The organism is Actinocrispum sp. NPDC049592, from assembly GCF_040675465.1.
Classification (GTDB): Bacteria; Actinomycetota; Actinomycetes; order Mycobacteriales; family Pseudonocardiaceae; genus Kibdelosporangium.
In genome coordinates, this window is the sequence record NZ_JBFAPA010000013.1 from 170536 (window position 1) to 186732 (window position 16197).

16 protein-coding genes are annotated in these 16197 nt (G+C 70.0%); 6 read left to right on the forward strand and 10 right to left on the reverse strand.

What is annotated here, in order from left to right; genetic code table 11:
* The first annotated feature begins 73 nt into the window (after window positions 1-73).
* From AB0J95_RS30045 to AB0J95_RS30060, 4 genes are all read left to right on the forward strand, one after another.
* Window positions 74-244 (forward strand): hypothetical protein, encoded by a 171-nt coding sequence (locus AB0J95_RS30045; RefSeq protein ID WP_364765046.1) that lies wholly within the window; start codon window positions 74-76, stop codon window positions 242-244.
* An 11-nt stretch (window positions 245-255) separates the two neighbouring features.
* The gene (locus tag AB0J95_RS30050; RefSeq protein ID WP_364765049.1) at window positions 256-3249 is read left to right on the forward strand and encodes an AAA family ATPase; all 2994 of its coding nucleotides are present in this window, start codon (window positions 256-258) and stop codon (window positions 3247-3249) included.
* Between the two features lie 76 nt (window positions 3250-3325).
* Window positions 3326-4024 (forward strand): ABC transporter ATP-binding protein, encoded by a 699-nt coding sequence (locus tag AB0J95_RS30055; RefSeq protein ID WP_364765052.1) that lies wholly within the window; start codon window positions 3326-3328, stop codon window positions 4022-4024.
* Window positions 4021-4452: an FtsX-like permease family protein gene (locus AB0J95_RS30060; RefSeq protein ID WP_364765055.1), complete on the forward strand. Its 432-nt coding sequence runs from the start codon at window positions 4021-4023 to the stop codon at window positions 4450-4452. Before AB0J95_RS30055 ends, AB0J95_RS30060 begins: the two co-directional genes overlap by 4 nt.
* 69 nt (window positions 4453-4521) lie before the next feature.
* On the opposite strand, the gene AB0J95_RS30065 is transcribed toward AB0J95_RS30060, so the two are convergent.
* On the reverse strand, window positions 4522-5550 hold the full coding sequence (locus AB0J95_RS30065) for a LacI family DNA-binding transcriptional regulator (protein ID WP_364765058.1): 1029 nt from the start codon (window positions 5548-5550) through the stop codon (window positions 4522-4524).
* Window positions 5551-5622: 72 nt separating this feature from the next.
* Window positions 5623-6693 carry a GNAT family N-acetyltransferase gene (locus AB0J95_RS30070; RefSeq protein ID WP_364765061.1) on the reverse strand — a complete coding sequence of 357 codons (1071 nt, stop codon included), beginning with the start codon at window positions 6691-6693 and terminating at the stop codon, window positions 5623-5625.
* 249 nt (window positions 6694-6942) lie between these two features.
* On the opposite strand from AB0J95_RS30070, the gene AB0J95_RS30075 reads away from it, so the two are divergent.
* Window positions 6943-8478, forward strand: coding sequence for a M4 family metallopeptidase (locus AB0J95_RS30075; protein WP_364765064.1), 1536 nt, complete (start codon window positions 6943-6945; stop codon window positions 8476-8478).
* A 182-nt stretch (window positions 8479-8660) separates the two neighbouring features.
* On the forward strand, window positions 8661-9134 hold the full coding sequence (locus AB0J95_RS30080) for a hypothetical protein (protein WP_364765067.1): 474 nt from the start codon (window positions 8661-8663) through the stop codon (window positions 9132-9134).
* Here AB0J95_RS30080 and AB0J95_RS30085 read toward each other — a convergent pair.
* The 8 genes from AB0J95_RS30085 to AB0J95_RS30120 form a co-directional block, all read right to left on the reverse strand.
* Complete coding sequence (locus AB0J95_RS30085) at window positions 9131-9625, reverse strand: Pvc16 family protein (RefSeq protein WP_364765070.1); 495 nt, start codon at window positions 9623-9625, stop codon at window positions 9131-9133. The genes AB0J95_RS30080 and AB0J95_RS30085 overlap by 4 nt on opposite strands.
* A 301-nt stretch (window positions 9626-9926) precedes the next feature.
* Window positions 9927-10559: a response regulator transcription factor gene (locus AB0J95_RS30090; RefSeq protein WP_364765073.1), complete on the reverse strand. Its 633-nt coding sequence runs from the start codon at window positions 10557-10559 to the stop codon at window positions 9927-9929.
* A gap of 307 nt (window positions 10560-10866) precedes the next feature.
* Window positions 10867-11550 carry a response regulator transcription factor gene (locus tag AB0J95_RS30095; RefSeq protein WP_364765076.1) on the reverse strand — a complete coding sequence of 228 codons (684 nt, stop codon included), beginning with the start codon at window positions 11548-11550 and terminating at the stop codon, window positions 10867-10869.
* A gap of 5 nt (window positions 11551-11555) precedes the next feature.
* The gene (locus AB0J95_RS30100; protein WP_364765079.1) at window positions 11556-13796 is read right to left on the reverse strand and encodes a sensor histidine kinase; all 2241 of its coding nucleotides are present in this window, start codon (window positions 13794-13796) and stop codon (window positions 11556-11558) included.
* A gap of 41 nt (window positions 13797-13837) precedes the next feature.
* A complete protein-coding gene (locus tag AB0J95_RS30105) occupies window positions 13838-14296 on the reverse strand; it encodes a hypothetical protein (RefSeq protein ID WP_364765082.1) in 459 nt (152 codons plus the stop codon).
* Entirely contained in the window at window positions 14293-14799 is a 507-nt protein-coding gene (locus tag AB0J95_RS30110; RefSeq protein WP_364765085.1) for a hypothetical protein, read from the reverse strand. The genes AB0J95_RS30105 and AB0J95_RS30110 overlap by 4 nt, the downstream gene beginning before the upstream one ends.
* Window positions 14796-15410 (reverse strand): hypothetical protein, encoded by a 615-nt coding sequence (locus AB0J95_RS30115; RefSeq protein WP_364765088.1) that lies wholly within the window; start codon window positions 15408-15410, stop codon window positions 14796-14798. The genes AB0J95_RS30110 and AB0J95_RS30115 overlap by 4 nt, the downstream gene beginning before the upstream one ends.
* Before the next feature lie 85 nt (window positions 15411-15495).
* Complete coding sequence (locus AB0J95_RS30120) at window positions 15496-16137, reverse strand: TetR/AcrR family transcriptional regulator (RefSeq protein WP_364765091.1); 642 nt, start codon at window positions 16135-16137, stop codon at window positions 15496-15498.
* Between the last annotated feature and the right edge of the window lie 60 nt (window positions 16138-16197).

Consider the following 16197-nt stretch of genomic DNA (forward strand, 5'->3'; position numbering starts at 1 on the left):
TGATGTCCGGTGTGAGCCCTTAGGACGAATCTCAGTGTCACCAGATCCGGAGCGACAACAGAGGTGAACTGAGATGGAATGGACCCCCGAGGCGATCAAGGCCGAGATGGCGTACCGCACCGGTGACCCCGTGACCCTGCGCCAGCTGCGTGAGGCCCGCGAGTCGGCCCCGCCCAGGTGGTGGCAGCGGTTGTGGACGCACCGTGAGGTGGACGACGGAAATGAGCACCGCCGCGCCGCCTGAGGTGTGTCACTATGCCTGACGTGCCGAGACTGGGATCGGGAATATCGTTGGTCGCGCGTGGCCGGGAGCTGTCCCGGCTACGCGCGGCTTTTGACCGTGCGGCTGGGGGAACGGCCGGAGCGGTGTTGATCGCTGGGGACGCGGGCGTCGGCAAGACCAGGATGGTGGAGGAGATCGGCAGGATCGCCACCGCTGGGGGTGCGATCGTGCTGTCCGGGCGCTGCGTGGACGTCGGTGAGGCCGGATTGCCCTACCTGCCGTTCGCCGAGGCGTTGTCGCAGGTCCGCCGGGAGGATCTGGCGGGCAGGCCCGGGTTGTCCATGCTGTTGCCGGAGCTCGCCCCGGCCGCGAACGAGCCGCCGACGCACGAGCCGCAGCGGTTCGTGCCTGCTTTTGGGAAAGTGCAAGGGATGCAGCCCCGCCGCGAGCAGGATGTGGGGCAGCTGCAGCTGTTCGACGCGGTGTACGCGTTGCTGACCGATCTGGCCGAAGAGCACTGTGTGGTGCTCGTCATCGAGGATTTGCACTGGGCCGACAGTTCCACCCGGGGACTGTTGTCGTTCTTGTTGTCCCGCTTGCGTTCGCAGCGGCTGCTGATCGTGTGCACCTACCGGACCGACGACCTGCACCGGCGGCATCCGTTGCGGCCCTTGCTGGCCGAGCTGGTCCGGTTGCCCGCGGTGGAACGGCTGGACCTGCCGCCGTTCGACAAGACCGACGCGCGCACGTTCGTCGCGGCGCTGGGCGAGGGCGGGATCGAGGCGGACACCGTGCGCAAGGTGGCCGACCAGTCCGAGGGCAACGCGTTCTTCGCCGAGGAGCTGCTTGCCGCGCTGTCGGATCCGGACTGCGGCATCCCGGCGTCGCTGGTGGACGTGCTGCTCAACCGGGTGGAACGGCTGAGCGAACCCGCCCAGCAGGTGATCCGGCTGGCGTCGGTCGCGGGCCGCACGGTACGCCACGAGACCCTCCACGACGTCGGCGAACTCGACGACCGCGAGCTGGAAGAGGCCCTGCGGGAGGCCGTCCAGCATCATGTCCTGGTCCTCAAAGGCGAGGGCGAGCAGTACTCCTTCCGGCACGCCTTGTTGCGCGAGGCCGTGTACGGCGACCTGCTTCCTGGCGAACGGGTGCGCATGCATGCGGCGTACGCCCGCTACAAGATGGCGCATCAGGACGAACGCGGGAACGCGGCCGCGCTGGCGTACCACAGTCTTGAAAGCAATTCTTTGCCAGTTGCGCTTATGGCTTCGGTGGCCGCGGCCAAGGAGGCGACCAAACTCGGCGCTCCCGGGGACGCGCTTCGGCACCTGGAACAGGCGCTGCGGCTGTGGGACTCGGTGGACGAGTCCGCCCGCCCGGCCGACACCAACGAGTTGACGTTGCTGCGTAAGGCTTCCTGGGCCGCGGGCACCTCCGGTGAACCCGAACGCGCCATCGCGTACGCCCGTTCGGCGGTCAAACTCGCTGACAAACAAGGGGATGCGCAGCTGTCCGCGGAGGTCCGGCGCCGGCTCGCGCAGACGTTGCTGACCATCGACGGCGGCGAGGACGAGTCCCGCACGGTGATCGAGGCGGCCTGGGAGAAGGTCGCCGAGCTGCCGCCGAGCCAGACCCGCGCGTGGGTTCTGGCCGTGCAGGCGCGGATCCTGCGCAACGACCGAGAACTGGAGCTGGCGCGGGAACGGGCCGAGCTGGCGGTCGCGGACGCGCGGGCGGTGGGCGCGGTCGGCGCCGAGTCCGACGCGCTGGCCACGCTCGCGGTCACGGCCGAGGCCACCGGTGACGTCGAGAAGGCTCGTGAGCTGCTGGTCCAGGCCAAGGACCGGGCCGCCGAGGTGGACGCGATCACCGTCGAGCTGCGGGCGCGGTTCTACCTCGGCCTGAACTACTACGAGGAGGGCATGCTCGCCGAGGCGGTGCGGACCTTCGACGACGGGGTGGCCCGGGCGAAGCACAACGGCCTGCCGTGGAGCGACTTCGGCGTGGAGCTGCGGATCCTGCAGATCCTGGCGCACTTCGCCACCGGCGACTGGGACGCCGCCGCGGCGGCCGCCGAGCAGCCACGCCGGATCTCCAGCACGGTGTCGGCCCGGCTGGCGGTGACCGGGCTGCACGTGACGGTCGGCCGGGGTCAGTTCGCGGACGCCGAACGGCTGCTCGCCAACGTCCGCCCGGAGTGGCCCAAGGAGATCCAGATCGCGCTGAACAGCGGCAGCCTGGGCGCCGAGGTCGCGATGTGGCGGGGCAAGCCGGAGCTGGCGGTCGAACGCGTGCACGAGATCCTCGACTGGTCCAAGCGGGCCGGCGGCGCCTGGCAGCTGAGCGGGATCAAGTTCGGTGCCCTCGGCGCGGCCGCCGCCGCGGACCTGGCCCATCGGGCGTCGCTCAAGAACGACGCCGACGGGATGGCGCAAGCGATTGCGCAAGGCGAGAAGTTCGTCGAGCACGCCCGTGACACCGCCCTGTTCGGCACCCCGCGCAACGGTTCGCTCGGTCCGGAGGGGCGGGCCTGGCTCGCTCGGGCCGAGGCGGAGCTGACCAGGTTGCACAACACCAGCGACCCGGAGGCGTGGGCGAAGGTCGTCGACGCGTTCGGTTATGGGACGGTCTACGACCAGGCGCTGGCCCGGTGGCGGCTGGCCGAGGCGATGCTCGGCGCGGACCGGCGCGACGACGCCGTCGCCGAGTTGCGGGCCGCGTACAAGGTGGCCGAGCGGCTGGGCGCGAAGCCCCTCGCCGAGGCGATCACGCAGCTGGCCCGGCGCGGCCGGATCTCGCTGTCCGACGACCAGCCGCGCGACGCGGTCGACCTGTTCACGCCCCGCGAGCAGTCCGTGCTGCGGCTCGTGGCGCTCGGCCAGACCAACCGCCAGGTCGGCGAGGAGCTGTACATCAGCGAGAAAACGGTGAGCGTGCACCTGTCCCGGATCATGGCCAAGCTGGGCGCGAGCCGTCGCGCCGAGGCGGTGGCGATCGCGTACGACCGGGGGCTGCTGGACTGAAATCATTCTCAGGTCTGACGGTCAACCGGCCCGTAAGCCGACGCGCTGTGCGGGTTTCACAACTTACGGTTGACGTATGCCGGTTGCTGTCGACTTCGCCGCCCGGGTCGCGGGTCTGGCCCGTGGCCCGCTGGCCGGGATCGATCTGGAGGTGCCGGCCGGGCGGCTGACCGCGGTGACCGGCCGGCCCGGCGCGGGCCAGGACGTCCTGCTGAGCTGCCTGGGCGGGCTGGCCAGGCCGGATGCCGGGACCATCCACATCGGACAGCAGCGGATCACCGGGATGGGCGACGCGGCGCTGACCAAGGTGCGCCGGGACCGGATCGGCTACATCTTCGCGACCTGCAGCCTGCTGCCGACGCTGAGCGTGGGCCAGAACATCCGGATCGCGCCCGAGCTCGCCGGGCGCAAGCCCGACCAGGCCTGGTACGACCGGGTCACCGCGTTGCTGGAGCTGACGCCACTGCTGCGGCTGCGTCCCGCGGTGCTGACTCCCTTGGAACGCCAACGAGTCGCGTGCGCGAGGGCGTTCCTCAACCGCCCGGACATCGTGCTGGCCGACGAACCGACGAGTGAGCTTTCCCACTCTGATGCCGCCGAGCTGCTGGGGTTCCTGCGGATGTGGGTGCGCAAGCTCGACCAGGCCATCCTGCTGGCCACCACCGAACCCGAGGTCGCCGTGCGCGCCGACCTGGTCTTGGTGCTGGACAACGGAAGGATCACCCGATCGATCGAGCGGCCGACACTCACCGCGGTCCGGGAGGCGCTGGCGTGAACCCGATCCACGCCGGACCCCGGCTGACCGCCGTCGGGCTGGCGCTGTCCGTCGGCACGGTCGCGGTGCTGCTTTGGTTGTGCGCCTTGCAGTTCACCGGCTGGCTTGTGCTGGGCGTGTTCGTCCTCGCGGAAGTCGTGCTGTTCCACGCGTTCACCCGGTTGGTGGGCAGGCGGCGGCGGGATCTCGCGCTGCTGCGGTGTTTCGGCGCGAGCCGGGGCCAGGTCTTCGCCGGGGTCCTGTCCGAGGCCGCGACCGTCGGCCTGCTCGGCGCGCTCGCCGGGATCGCGGGCGGGGCCGTGCTCAGCGAACTGACCGGCGCGTTCTACTTGTTCGCCGTGTTCACCGGCGTTGTCGGCGCGGTGATCGCCGCGGCCATCCCCGCGTTCCGCGCCAGCCGCATCCCGCCCGGCAACGGCAGTCCCTAGTCCGCAACGGGGAACACACCCCGGAGGAACGGGGGACACGGGGCGGAGGAACGGGGGACACGCGGGGGATCAGGCCGACTCGCGGCGGACGAGCTGGACCGGGAGGACCTCGCGTTTGCGGACCGAACCGCCGTCGATCAACGTGGTCAGGTTGGCGATCATCTTGCGCACCTGGTCGCCGAGGTCCTGGCGGATCGTGGTGAGCGGCGGGTCGGCGTGCGGGGCGATCGTCGGGTTGTCGTCGAAGCCCACCACGGCCACATCGTCCGGCACGCGCCGGCCCGCCTCGCGCAACGCCTGCAGCGCACCCACTGCCATCAGGTCGTTCGCGGCGAAGATCGCGTCCAATTTGGGCACTCGGTGCAGCAGTTTGTTGGTGGCGTGGTAACCGCCTTCGCGCGTGTACCCGCCGCTCTCGGTGAGCCGGGCGATCGCGCGCTCGTCCGCACCGGTCGCGCGGGTCCAGCCGGCCAGCCGGTCGCGGGCGGACAGCTCGTCGTCCGGGCCGGTCACGCTGACGACGGTCTTGCGGCCCAGGCCGAGCAGGTGCTCGGTGGCCACGATCGCGCCGCCCTCGTTGTCATGGTCCACCGTGTACAGACCGCGCAGCGAACCCCACGGCCGGCCACCGAGGACCACCGGCAGGTGCAGCTTGCGGACGGTCGCGGGCAGCGGGTCGTCGCGGTGCGGGGTGAACAGCAGCGCGCCGTCGACGTGCCCGCCGCGCAGGAACCGTTCGGCCCGTTGGTGCGCGCCGTCGCCGTGCGTCAGCATCAGCACTAGCTGGGTGTCGATCCGGGCCAGTTCCCCGGCCGCGGCCCGGACCAGGCCGCCGAAGTGCGGATCGTCGAACACCTTGGCCTGCGGCTCGGACACCAGCATCGCGATCGCCCCGGCCCGCCGGGTGACCAGCGTGCGCGCGGCCTGGTTGGGCTCGTAGCCCAGCTGCAGCGCGGCGGCCGTCACGGCCTCGTGCGCCTCCGGGCTCACCCGGGGCGACGAGTTGAGCACCCGGGACGCGGTCGCGCGGGATACCCCGGCGACCGCCGCGACGTCCTCGAGCGTCGGGCGTGCCCCGGACAGCGGTCTACCGGCCACCAGTGTCCTCCCACCGAAGTTTCGGCTCTGCACGGTCAGACTAGCTTGGCAGAGCGGAATCCTCGCGTGGGCTCACCGCGTGGACACGGTGTGGGAAGCGCTCTCACCTTCTGCCACGCTCAACCCGAGCCGCACCATGCCTTGTTCCTGGCGCACCGACACCGGAATTCCCGCCCGGACAGCGGTTCGCTCGAAACCGGACTCACCGGGCAGGCACCATGCGACCAGTTCACTGTGTCCTTCGGCTCGTGCGGACGCGGCCAGCCTGCGCAACAGGGCTGTACCGATTCCGTTGTGCTGCCAGGAATCTTCCACCAGCAGGGACACCTCGGCCTCTTCCGGCCGGGCCGTGCGGATCAGCTGGCCGATGCCGATGACCTCCCGCCCGGACACCGCGAGCAGCGTCCGGCCGCGCGGCGGGGTGAGCAGGCGGTGCAGCAGCCGCCGCGGCAAAGTTCGCACTCCCGAGTGATAGCGGGCGAAAAGGCTGCGCGCCGAGCAACGAGCGTGTAGGTCACCGACCGCGTCGACATCGGTGTGGTCTCCGCGGCGCAGCACCACGCCCGCACCGGTTGGAGTCACTACAGCCGTGGGCGGGTCGAGGTCGATGTCGTTGCGGCTCAGCAGTTCGGTGAACGCCGCGGCACGGGCCAGCTCGACGTCGGTGAAGGGCGCCCAGCCCCGTCGAGCAGCCACGGTCACGCCGTCGCTCAGGGACAGGAACGCGCGGTGCCCGCCGTCGGCCACCGTGCCGGGTTCGCCCTGTTCGTAGCCGACCGAGTCGGCGGTGAGCAGAATCCGGATCGCCTCTGGTACCGCGTACGGGTCCGCCAGCGCCATCGCGGTCGCGCGCACGGCCGCCGTGGGCGGGTCGACCAGGTCTCGTACATCCGCATGGGTGATGCCCAAGCACCGGCCGCCCTCGGCGCGGATCTCGCGGACCAGATCGGCGGGCGGCACGCCCGGCGCCGCCTGGATGACGATCTCGTCGACCACCCCGCCCGGGACGGGCAGGATGCTCAACGCCAGCACGTTGCAGTCGCGGGCGGCCAGGCGCGTGGTGATCCGGGCGAGCACGCCGGGGTGGTCGTCCAGCTCGACGCGCAGGCGCCAGGTGTCTGATGTGTCTGATGTCTCCGCCATGCCTCCAGGCTCGCCGTCCGCTGTTGCCCCTCGGGTACGGCCATGTTTCCGTCAGGTGAGAACCGGCGATCTCCCGGATATCCGGCCGCCGGATAAATGAATTGGTACTGAGCGAAAAGAATGGTCGGCTGTCCGATGACTGACAATAGCTCGCCAGATTGCTCACAGGTGCGTTGATTACTGTCCGTGTTAGGTTCATGACGGATCTTCCATCGGCGTTTTCGGCGACAAAGACAGGGGCAAATCGAAATGTCAGCGCGGAGAATCGCGGCCGGGGCAGTGGTGCTCGCCACTGTGTCAGCGACGATCGTCGTAGGTAATTCGAGTTATGCGGACTCGCCCGACTGGCGGGTGGTCTCGACCCAGGTCATTCCCGGCGGCAGCGTGGTGCGGCTGCGGCAGGCCATCGACGGGGTGCAGGTCTTCGGGGGTGAGCTGGTCCAGGGCAAGGACGGCACCGGCGCGGTGCTGTCCACCCTCGGAAAGGCCAGCACCCGGCACACCGGGTCATTCCCGGCCGACGGGACCGCGGCGCGGAATGCCGCCAAAGAAACGGCAGTCACTGCCACGAAACAGAACGGAACGCGGGTCACCGGCGTCAAGTCGTTCTGGTATGACGCCAGTCTGACCGGCGAGGACGCGACGGCCTCGGCCGTTCCGGCGTATTTCGTCGAGGTCGCCGGAACCACACCCGAAGCCCGGCAGACCGTGGTCGTAAACGCGAATGACAACAAAGTGCTCAAGGTGCTCGACGGCGTCACCCAGCAGCAGAGGACCGCGACCGTGAAAGCCGCCACTTCCGGCCGCGGCAACCGGGTCGTCTGTGACGCCGACCACAAGGTGGTCCGGTTCGACCCGGAGCACTTCGGCGAGATGTTCAGCTGCGGAGCAGGCTCGGAGTTCCAGTTCTCGCCCGCGCGCTCCGAGGGCCGGCGCGCCACCGGGCTCGCGCCGGTCGACCGGCTCTACGACCACTTCGGCACCGCGCAGGACTTCTACGGCAAGTACACCGGCATCGACCTGACCGACACCCTCGGCGTGGACTACGGCGACGGCAAGGGCAAGGCCCTGCGCGGCACGACCAGGGCCTGCTACCAGGGCCCGACCTGGAACCAGCCCGACGACATGGTGCTGCAGTGCCCGTGGGAAGGCGCGTGGTGGGGCGTGTCCCAGCTGGCTGTCGGTGACGCGGTGGGCGCGGACGCGCTCAACGCTGTCGGCGGGGCGATCGACGACGGCATCATCAACCAGACATCCGGCCTCTACTGGGGCTACGCCGCGTCCATCCGGTTCGGCCTCGCGGACGTGTTCGGCAAGTTCATCGGGATCAAGGCGCACGAGTGGGCCGACTCCGGGTCGCGCCGGTGGGTGATCGGCACCGGCAGCCTGTCCGGCTACTTCCGGGACCTGCGCAACCCGGCCGCCTCGAACCTGCGCAGCGGTCCCGGCGCGGACCGGGTCGGCGGCGAGCACTTCGTGGGACCGGACGACCAGCCGTTCTCCGACTCGCTGATCGTCGGCAAGACCGCGTACCTGATCACCGACGGCGACACCTTCAACGGCCAGGACGTGCACGGGATCGGCGAGGACAAGGCGATCGCGCTGTTGTGGGGCGTGCAGAACTCGCTCACCGAGACCGCGGACTTCCGTGACCTCGGGGTCGCGCTGAACACGGTGTGCGCCAACAACGTCAAGACCGGAGTGGCCGGTACGACCGCCTCGGACTGCGACCAGGTGGCCAAGGCGGTGACCGCGACCCAGCTGCTGCCGGGTTCAGGCTCGTAGCAGCCATCTCAGCGGGCGCGGTCCCTCCCCCTCCAGGGGCCGCGTCCGCTTTTCTACCGGCATGAACCTCTGCCGCGTGGTCATGGGGCTCGCCCGATGTGCTGCCCTTTTGGTCACCCTGGCGCGGACCGGTTGGCCATAACGTGATCAGGCCTCACTTATCCGCTTTGCCAGGAGTGGTCATGTCGTTCCGCTTCACGCTGCCCGATGCACCGATCGCGGCAGCGTCGGCCGACATCGGGCACGTGGGGGTGGATCTCGCGCTGACGTTGAACGGGCAGGTGCAGGTCACTTCACCGTCGATGGCCGAGGCCCATCCGGTGCTGGACCGGATCAGCGAGGGCGTGTTCGTCAGCGGGCTGGGCACCGAGGTGCCAAGCGTGACGTCGACCGCGAAGCACAAGTTCACCCAGGACGGCACCAAGTTCCTCGGGCCGTCCACGATGGTGTTCACCGGCGGCAGCGTGATCGACTTCTCCGAGGACGGGATCTCGGTCAGCGGTGAGGTGTCCTACCAGCTGGCCGTCACGGTCGCCCCGCACAACCGGGAACCGGTGGCGCATCCCGACGCTGCGGCGTGGTTCTCCCGCAACGGCGGGACCCTGGCGTCGATCGGCGCGATCGTGCTGATCGGCCGCAGCGTCAGCGTCGGTTAGGGCGTCTCCCACACCCTTCGCGGCTGAGTGCGCACGGGCGGCTGCTCGGGGACCATCGGCACGCTGACGTTCATCACGAACGCGGCCCGCGCGGGCATCCCCAGGCTGGTCCACAACGCGCCCGGCCCGGTGCTCGCGATCCGCAGGAAAATCGGCTCGTTCGTGGTCGCCGCAAGGGAATCGGACATGCAGTCGGCCGGCAACGTGCCCGCGAACATCGCCGTGCGCAGCGCCCGGTCGAGCAGGCGGTGCTCCTCGTGGATCTTCTCGGCCCTGGCGGTCACCAGATAGGACAGCTCACAGCGCCGGACCGAGTCCCGCTGAGCCGGGACATTCGAGTCGTCGTGCAGCCCGAACAGGAACAGGTCGATGGTGTTCGACGGCCGTTCGGTCTGCCAGGTGGGCTTCGGCGGATCGAGCCGGACCACCGTGCCCTCCGGCATCCGCCGGCCGAGCAGCCGGCACAGCGCGTCGTCCACCTCGGTGATCACCCTACGAGTGTCCTAGCCATGTCCCGGCCCACCAAGGGCTTGCGGCCCGCCTCATCGGGACACACACCCTGCCCTTTCGGGCGAGAGGCGTGTCTTTGGTGGTATTGGGGTGTCTGGGTGGGGCTCGGGCCAGGGCATGCCTTTTGCCCAGGTTGTCGGGGTGGGATCCGTTGTCCCGCAGGCAATGGCTCCACTCCGGTCGGAAGGGGCCGCTGTGCGTCCCGGAGTGGCACTCGTGCGCGCGTGCGTCCGGCCCCGACCGGGGGTGTCCCGAGCGGGGCCGGAAAAGCGTTGCCAGTGTTCAGATCAGGCCCTCGCGCAGGGCGTAGGCGACCGCGTGCGAACGGTTACGGAGCTGGAAGCGGTTCGTCACGTCGTGCAGGATGCTCTTCACGGTGCGCTGGGAGTAGCACAGCTGGTCGGCGATCTCCTTGGTGGACAAGCCGTTCGCGACCAGCTTGAGGACCTCGGTCTCCCGGTTGGTGATCCCGGCGAGGTGCAGGCCGCGGGGCTCCAGGACGTGCCGCTGCAGCCGCGAGACCCGGTTGAGCAGGCGGCCGAGCAGGTCGGGGGGCAGTGCGCCCTCGCCCGCGGCGGCGGCCTTTACCAGGCGCACCAACACATCGGGGGTGGTCTCGGACCGGCGTGCGACCGCGCACACGCCGCCTTCCACCGCCGTCAGGATCTCGGTGTCCTCCAGCTCGCCCGCGATCAGGACGATCCGGGTGAACCCGCGGACCTGGAGAGTGCGCAGCAGCTGGCTGCCGCGCTCGTCGAACCGGTCGGTGACGACCAGGGCGACGGCTTCGGGTGTCGCGGCGTCCTCGTCGACCAGCCAGACTTCGGGACGGGTGCGGAGTGCCATGTGCACCCCGTTCTGCAGGATCGGGTCGGTGGCGCGGACGATGACCGGCGTGCGGCGCTGCTCGTGCATTTCTCTTTCTCCCCGCTTTTTCCGGACGTCCCCATTCGCCCGGCACTGCTCTGTGATGTGTACGGACAGACTGCCCGATGGGGCGTCCCGGTCACATGGGACTGATGTCCTGTTGTTGCCCGAGTGGGCATCGCACCGAGGGGGTTCGCGCACCTAGGGTTCCACCATGGCGCAGCTGGCTGTGCACAGTCAAGAACCCTGTGTGCACAAGGGGTTTCATTGCACCGGGAAACCCGGGAAGCCGGTGAAAAACCGTCCGGGTGTCCACATGGGTGTGTCGGATCGTCCTATGTCTACTGTGGAGTGATCAGCCCAGGCCCGCGTTGCGCGCGCGGACGATCGCCTGCGCACGGTCGGCCACGTGCAGCTTGGTGAAGATGCTGGACACGTGGTTGCGCACGGTCTTGGGGGACAACGACATCGCCTTGGCGATCACCGTGTTCGACTGGCCCTCGGCGATCAGCGCGAGCACTTCCCGTTCCCGGCTGGTCAGTTCCGGGAACACCGGGTCGTTGGTGGGCGGCGGGCTGTTGAAGTAGCCCAGTACCCGGGTCGCGATGTCCGGCCCGAAGATGGCCTCGCCGCGGCCGACCCCGTGCACCGCGCGCACGATCTGGTCCTGTCCCGCGCCTTTGAGCAGATATCCGCGGGCGCCCGCGCGCATGGCGGCGAACACCGACTCGCTGTCGTCGAACATGGTCAGCACGAGCACGCCCACACTCGGCGTCTCGGTGACGATCTGGCGGGTCGCCTCGATCCCGCTGATGTCCGGCAGGTGCAGGTCCATCACGACCACGTCCGGCCGCAACGCCCTGGCCGCGCTGACCGAGTCCAGCCCGGTCGCGGCCTCGCCGACGACCTCGGTCTCCGGCACGTCCGCCAGCACCGTGCACAGCCCGAAACGGAACAACGGGTGGTCATCGACGACCAGGACCCGCAGGGGGTCCTGCTGGGCGGGCTGGGAGTCCGCGCCAGGGGGCTGGAATGTCACCGCCCTTACCCGCCTTCCTTCGGCAGGGGCAGGGTGGCTCGCACCTTGGTGCCCCCGCCGCTGCCCGCTGACACGACACAGTCGCCACCGAGTTCGGTCGCCCTTTCGCGCATTGACCATAGCCCGACACCGGTGGCGGGCTGCTCGGGCAGTCCGATTCCGTCGTCGACGACCTCGATGTGCAGGTCGTCGTCCACCCACAGCCGGACCGCGCAGGACCGGGCCGACGCGTGACGGGTGACGTTGGTCAGCGCCTCGGACACGATCCGGTACGCGGCGACGTCCACGGTCGCCGGCAGCCTCGGCATGCTTATCGGGACATCCAGTGCGATCGTGACGCCCTGGTCATCGGCTCTTGCCGAGATCGCGCTCGCATACGCGCGGATCGCCCCGACCAGCCCGATCCGGTCGAGCTCGGGTGGCCGCAGGCCGTGCGCGAGCCGCCGGATCTCGTTGATCGCGCCGTCCAGCTCCTCCTGCAACGTGCCCAGCAGCTCGCCCTGGGAACTGGCCGGGCCGATCGCCTTGCGGGTGGCCTGCAGCCCCAGTGAGATCGCGGCCAGCGTCGGCCCGACCCCGTCGTGCAGGTCGTGCAGCAGCCGCCGTCGCTCCTCTTCCCGTGCCTGCACCACGTTGTCCCGGCTGCGGCGAAGATCACGGGTCAGCCGGACGGTGTACACGGCGGCGCCCGCATGCCGGGCCACGTCGGCGAGCACGATCCGGTCCCGGCGGCCCAGGATCTCCCGCGGGGTGCGCGGCGCCACGGCCAGCTGACCGACCTGTTCACCCTGATAGCTCAACGGCAACCGGAACAACTCACCGGTGGACTCGCCGAAGGTGGCCGCCTGCTCGTAGATCCCGCTCGACTGGATCTCGATGGCCACGTACGGCAGCCGCAGCGCGGTGCCAATGGTCTCGACCAGTGCGGGCAGCATCTCGCTGGGCGTGCGGATCTGCTCCAGCCGGGTCGCCAGCGTCGTGACCACGCCGTAGGGATCGTCCCGGGCGCCGAACAACCGCTTGTTGATCAGCGACTGCAGCCGGGAGTGCAACGGCGCCACCACGACCGCCACCAGTGCCGCCGCGGCCGCCTGCTGCCACAGCTTGTCGATCGGCGGGAACAGCATCGAGAGCAAGCTGACCAGGCCGATGTAGATGCCGATCGTGCCGGCCGACAACGTGCCGTAGACCAGTGAGCGGCTGACGACGACCTCGATGTTCAGCGCGCGGTAGCGCAGGATCGCCGCGGCCACGCCGATCGGGACGGGCAGGAACGCCAGGGTGTGGAACTCGCTGGGCAGCAGGGTGTGGCCGAGGATGGCCTGCGGCAGCACGAACACCAGCACGTAGATCACCGCGCCGCCGCCGAGCGACCAGACGAGCCAGCTCATCCGGTTGCGGTCCAGGCCGTCGCGCACGTTGCGGAACCGGTAGATCAGCACTCCCACGATCAGCAGCGGATACGAGAACAGCACCGGCAGCACCGGAGACCCGAGCAGGCCGAGGCGGCCGAGCGGGTCGTCGACGAACTGCCACGCGTACAACGCCATCAGCCCGTAGAGGACCAGCACGCCCAAGTACCCGGCGATGACCTTGCGGCGGAACGGAAGTTTCTCGTACACGGCGGGGAATGCCAAGGCCATATGCAGGGTCGAGGCCCACAGCAGCATGAAGCCGAACTCGCCCGTGTACCACCGCCAGAACTGGCCGCCCGCGACCAGGTCGAGGGCCTCCAGCTGGAAGTGGGTGGACCCGCTGGTGGTGATGAACGCCAGCGCCGAGCTCAGCAGGGCCGCCTGGGCGGCGGGGTCGCGGGGCCGGGCGGTGAAGATCGCCGCGGAGACGATCAGGATCAGGGCAAGCACGAGCAGCGTCGGCCAGTTGCGGCCGACCGCCTCCGCGATCGGGTACAGCTTCAGCGTCCTGTCGACCTCGACGGTCCGGCCGTCCCGGCGCAACGAGTAGTGCATGACGTCGCCGACGTGCACGGCCGGCCCGCCCACCCCGTCGGCGATGGAGTCCCGGACGCCGCGCCCGTTGATCGCCACGACCTCGTCGCCCGCGCGGAACAGCCCGTCCGCGGAGTCCTGCTGGATGATCACGGCGCGCGCTTGTACCGCCTGGTCACCGACGTTCACGACGGTGCCGTCGGACGGACTGGTTGCCCTGCTCAGCACGCACCAGCCGGAGGCGGCCAGCAGTGCGAACGCCAGCGCAAGGCACGCGGCGGGCACGCGCCAGGACATGGACCAGATCATCCCTCATGGGTGACGCCAGGCCCAGACGCCTACCCGGACTGTTCTGTCCTTGGCACCAGACTCAGCCCCACAGCCGCGATGGCCAGCGCCGATGCCGCCACGAGGAACCACATTGCCGGTCCGGACTCGGCGACGAAGCCGGGCGGGAGCCTGTCGTTGGGCATGAGGATCCGGAACCAGTCGAGGACGCCGACCGTGACCGCGCACAACACCCCGGTCCCGTAGATGCCCACCAGCCGGGACAGCGGCTGCCGGGTCCGGGACAGCCGCACCGCCGCCGCGACGGCCAGCAGGCCCGCAGCCACGGCGAGCCCGAAGCCCTGCCACGGCTGTGTCAGGTGATCCACTGCCGGGGTGATCTTCATGGTCCACGTGCTGGACGTGAGCGTCTCGTACGGCGTTCGGTAGCTGTTGATCGTCACCAGGCTGCCCGCGATCGCCAGCCCGGCGGCCACGAGCCAGGCTGCGGATGCCCAGAGCCTGTTCACTCGTGCTCCTCGTAGTCGGGTTCGAGCACGCGCACGACCGGGATGCCCATCGGCGGCGTCGGGACGTCGTCCGGCGTGCGGGGCGGCCTGGTCAGCGCGATGCCCGCGACCGGCAGCAGCGCCGCCACGGCCAGCAGCCACGTGCCCGCCTCGATGTGCGCCGCCGAGTCGGCCAGCACGACGAACCGCGTGACGTCGATCAGCAGGACGACGGCCGTGCCCAGGACCAGCCCCGCACCGCCGGTCCCGATCAGCCGGGCGGTCCCGAGCGCGGTCCCGCGCAGGGTGAGCGCGCCCGCGACGGCCAGGAGAACGGCCCCGGCCAGCAGCACGACCCAGTAGAAGTGGCTCTGCGGCACGTCCCCGGGCAACAGGGTCGTCTGCCGGGCGCTGTGCAGCGTCGCCTGCTGGTTGCCGACGCGCAGCTCCAGGTAGGGGACGAAGGCGCCCGCGACCGCGAGAACCGCGGGCAACAGCCACGCGGCTCCGGCGAACCGGGTCATGCGCCCTTCTGCTCTTCGGGCTGCTCGTCGAACTCCGGCTCGAGCACGCGCACGATCGGGATGCCCATCGGCGGCGTCTCCGGGTCGGGGTCGTAGTTGCTGCGCTTCGGCACGATCATCAGCACCGTCCCGGCGATGCCGACCACCGCGGACGCGATCAGCAGCCACATCCCCAGCCCGCTGCTGACCAGGGCGTTCCGGTCCTGTTCCATGGTGTCCTCGAAGAGCACCTTGAGCAGGAACAACGTGGCTGTGGTGCCGATGACCACGCCGGTGGCGCCGACGCCGATCAGCCGTGCCGCCAGCACGGGCGCGCTGGCCGGGTGCAGCCGGGTCGAGGTCAGCGCCAGCACCGCGGCGATCACGACCAGCACCGCGCCCACCACGATCGTCACGCCGAAGTCCGGGAACAGGATCCCGGCGTCGTCACCGTTGGCTCCCCAGGCCGTGACCCCGGCCGACTCCCGGCCTAAGCGCAGCTCGAACAGCGGCGCGAACGTGCCGCCGACCGCCAGTCCCGCCGCGATCACCCACGCGCCGCCGCCGTAGAGCCGCAACCGGTTGACCGGCCACCTCGCAACCGGTCCCACCGGCTGTCCCCCTGATGTCATGGGACCAATCGTGCCACCGGCGATCCGCGAGGAGTGTGAGTTTTCGGCACGGGCGTCATAATCGCGCCCCGCCGCCCTCTTGTACTCATGCCGGCCGGCCCGAGCGAGGGCCGGGCCGGTCGGCATCGCTCAGGTAGACGCTGGTGGCGATGGTCTTCCATTCGTCCAGCAGCCGGGCCCGGCGCTGCGCGTCGCCGCCGATCATGGCGTCCAGCGCCAGGCCACGAGTGACGTTGACGGTCAGCCAGAACAGGGTCTCCAGCCGGTGTGGGGGCAGATCCGCACCGGTCGCGTCCCGGGTGAAGATGTCCAGGGTGGAGCGGGCCAGCGCGCGGTCGACCGGCAGCATCGAGCGGCGCAGCTCCTCGTCGGTGCGCGCGGCCACCCACAGTTCCATCGCCGCGATGGACAGCTTCCCGGAGAACCCGCGCCAGAGCAGTTCGATGGCCTCGGCGACGCGTTCGGGCTCGCGGGGCAGGTCGAGGGTGGCGGTGACCTCCGCCCGCAACCGGCCGACCAGGTGCTCGACCGCGGCGGCCATCAGCTCGGCCTTGGTGGTGAAGTGGTGCTGCTGCGCGCCGCGGGACAGGCCCGCGCGGCGGCAGATCTCCTGCACGGTCGTGCCCGAGTAGCCCAGCTCCACCAGGCAGTCGATGGTGGCGTCGAGCAGTGCCTCCCGGGTGCGGGTCCGGCGCTCTCGCTGGGTCAGGTGGGCCACGAAGGGCACTTTACATGCAGTCCTGCACGCATGTACATTCCGGACGGATTGTTTTCTGCTGCCGGGGAG

What these genes read in the sequence shown, in the direction of transcription:
- AB0J95_RS30045 (WP_364765046.1), top strand. Translation starts at nt 74, where the DNA reads ATGGAATGGACCCCCGAGGCGATCAAGGCCGAGATGGCGTACCGCACC.
- AB0J95_RS30050 (WP_364765049.1), top strand. Translation starts at nt 256, where the DNA reads ATGCCTGACGTGCCGAGACTGGGATCGGGAATATCGTTGGTCGCGCGT.
- AB0J95_RS30055 (WP_364765052.1), top strand. Translation starts at nt 3,326, where the DNA reads ATGCCGGTTGCTGTCGACTTCGCCGCCCGGGTCGCGGGTCTGGCCCGT.
- AB0J95_RS30070 (WP_364765061.1), bottom strand. Translation starts at nt 6,693, where the DNA reads ATGGCGGAGACATCAGACACATCAGACACCTGGCGCCTGCGCGTCGAG.
- AB0J95_RS30075 (WP_364765064.1), top strand. Translation starts at nt 6,943, where the DNA reads ATGTCAGCGCGGAGAATCGCGGCCGGGGCAGTGGTGCTCGCCACTGTG.
- AB0J95_RS30080 (WP_364765067.1), top strand. Translation starts at nt 8,661, where the DNA reads ATGTCGTTCCGCTTCACGCTGCCCGATGCACCGATCGCGGCAGCGTCG.
- AB0J95_RS30090 (WP_364765073.1), bottom strand. Translation starts at nt 10,559, where the DNA reads ATGCACGAGCAGCGCCGCACGCCGGTCATCGTCCGCGCCACCGACCCG.
- AB0J95_RS30100 (WP_364765079.1), bottom strand. Translation starts at nt 13,796, where the DNA reads ATGTCCTGGCGCGTGCCCGCCGCGTGCCTTGCGCTGGCGTTCGCACTG.
- AB0J95_RS30110 (WP_364765085.1), bottom strand. Translation starts at nt 14,799, where the DNA reads ATGACCCGGTTCGCCGGAGCCGCGTGGCTGTTGCCCGCGGTTCTCGCG.
- AB0J95_RS30115 (WP_364765088.1), bottom strand. Translation starts at nt 15,410, where the DNA reads ATGACATCAGGGGGACAGCCGGTGGGACCGGTTGCGAGGTGGCCGGTC.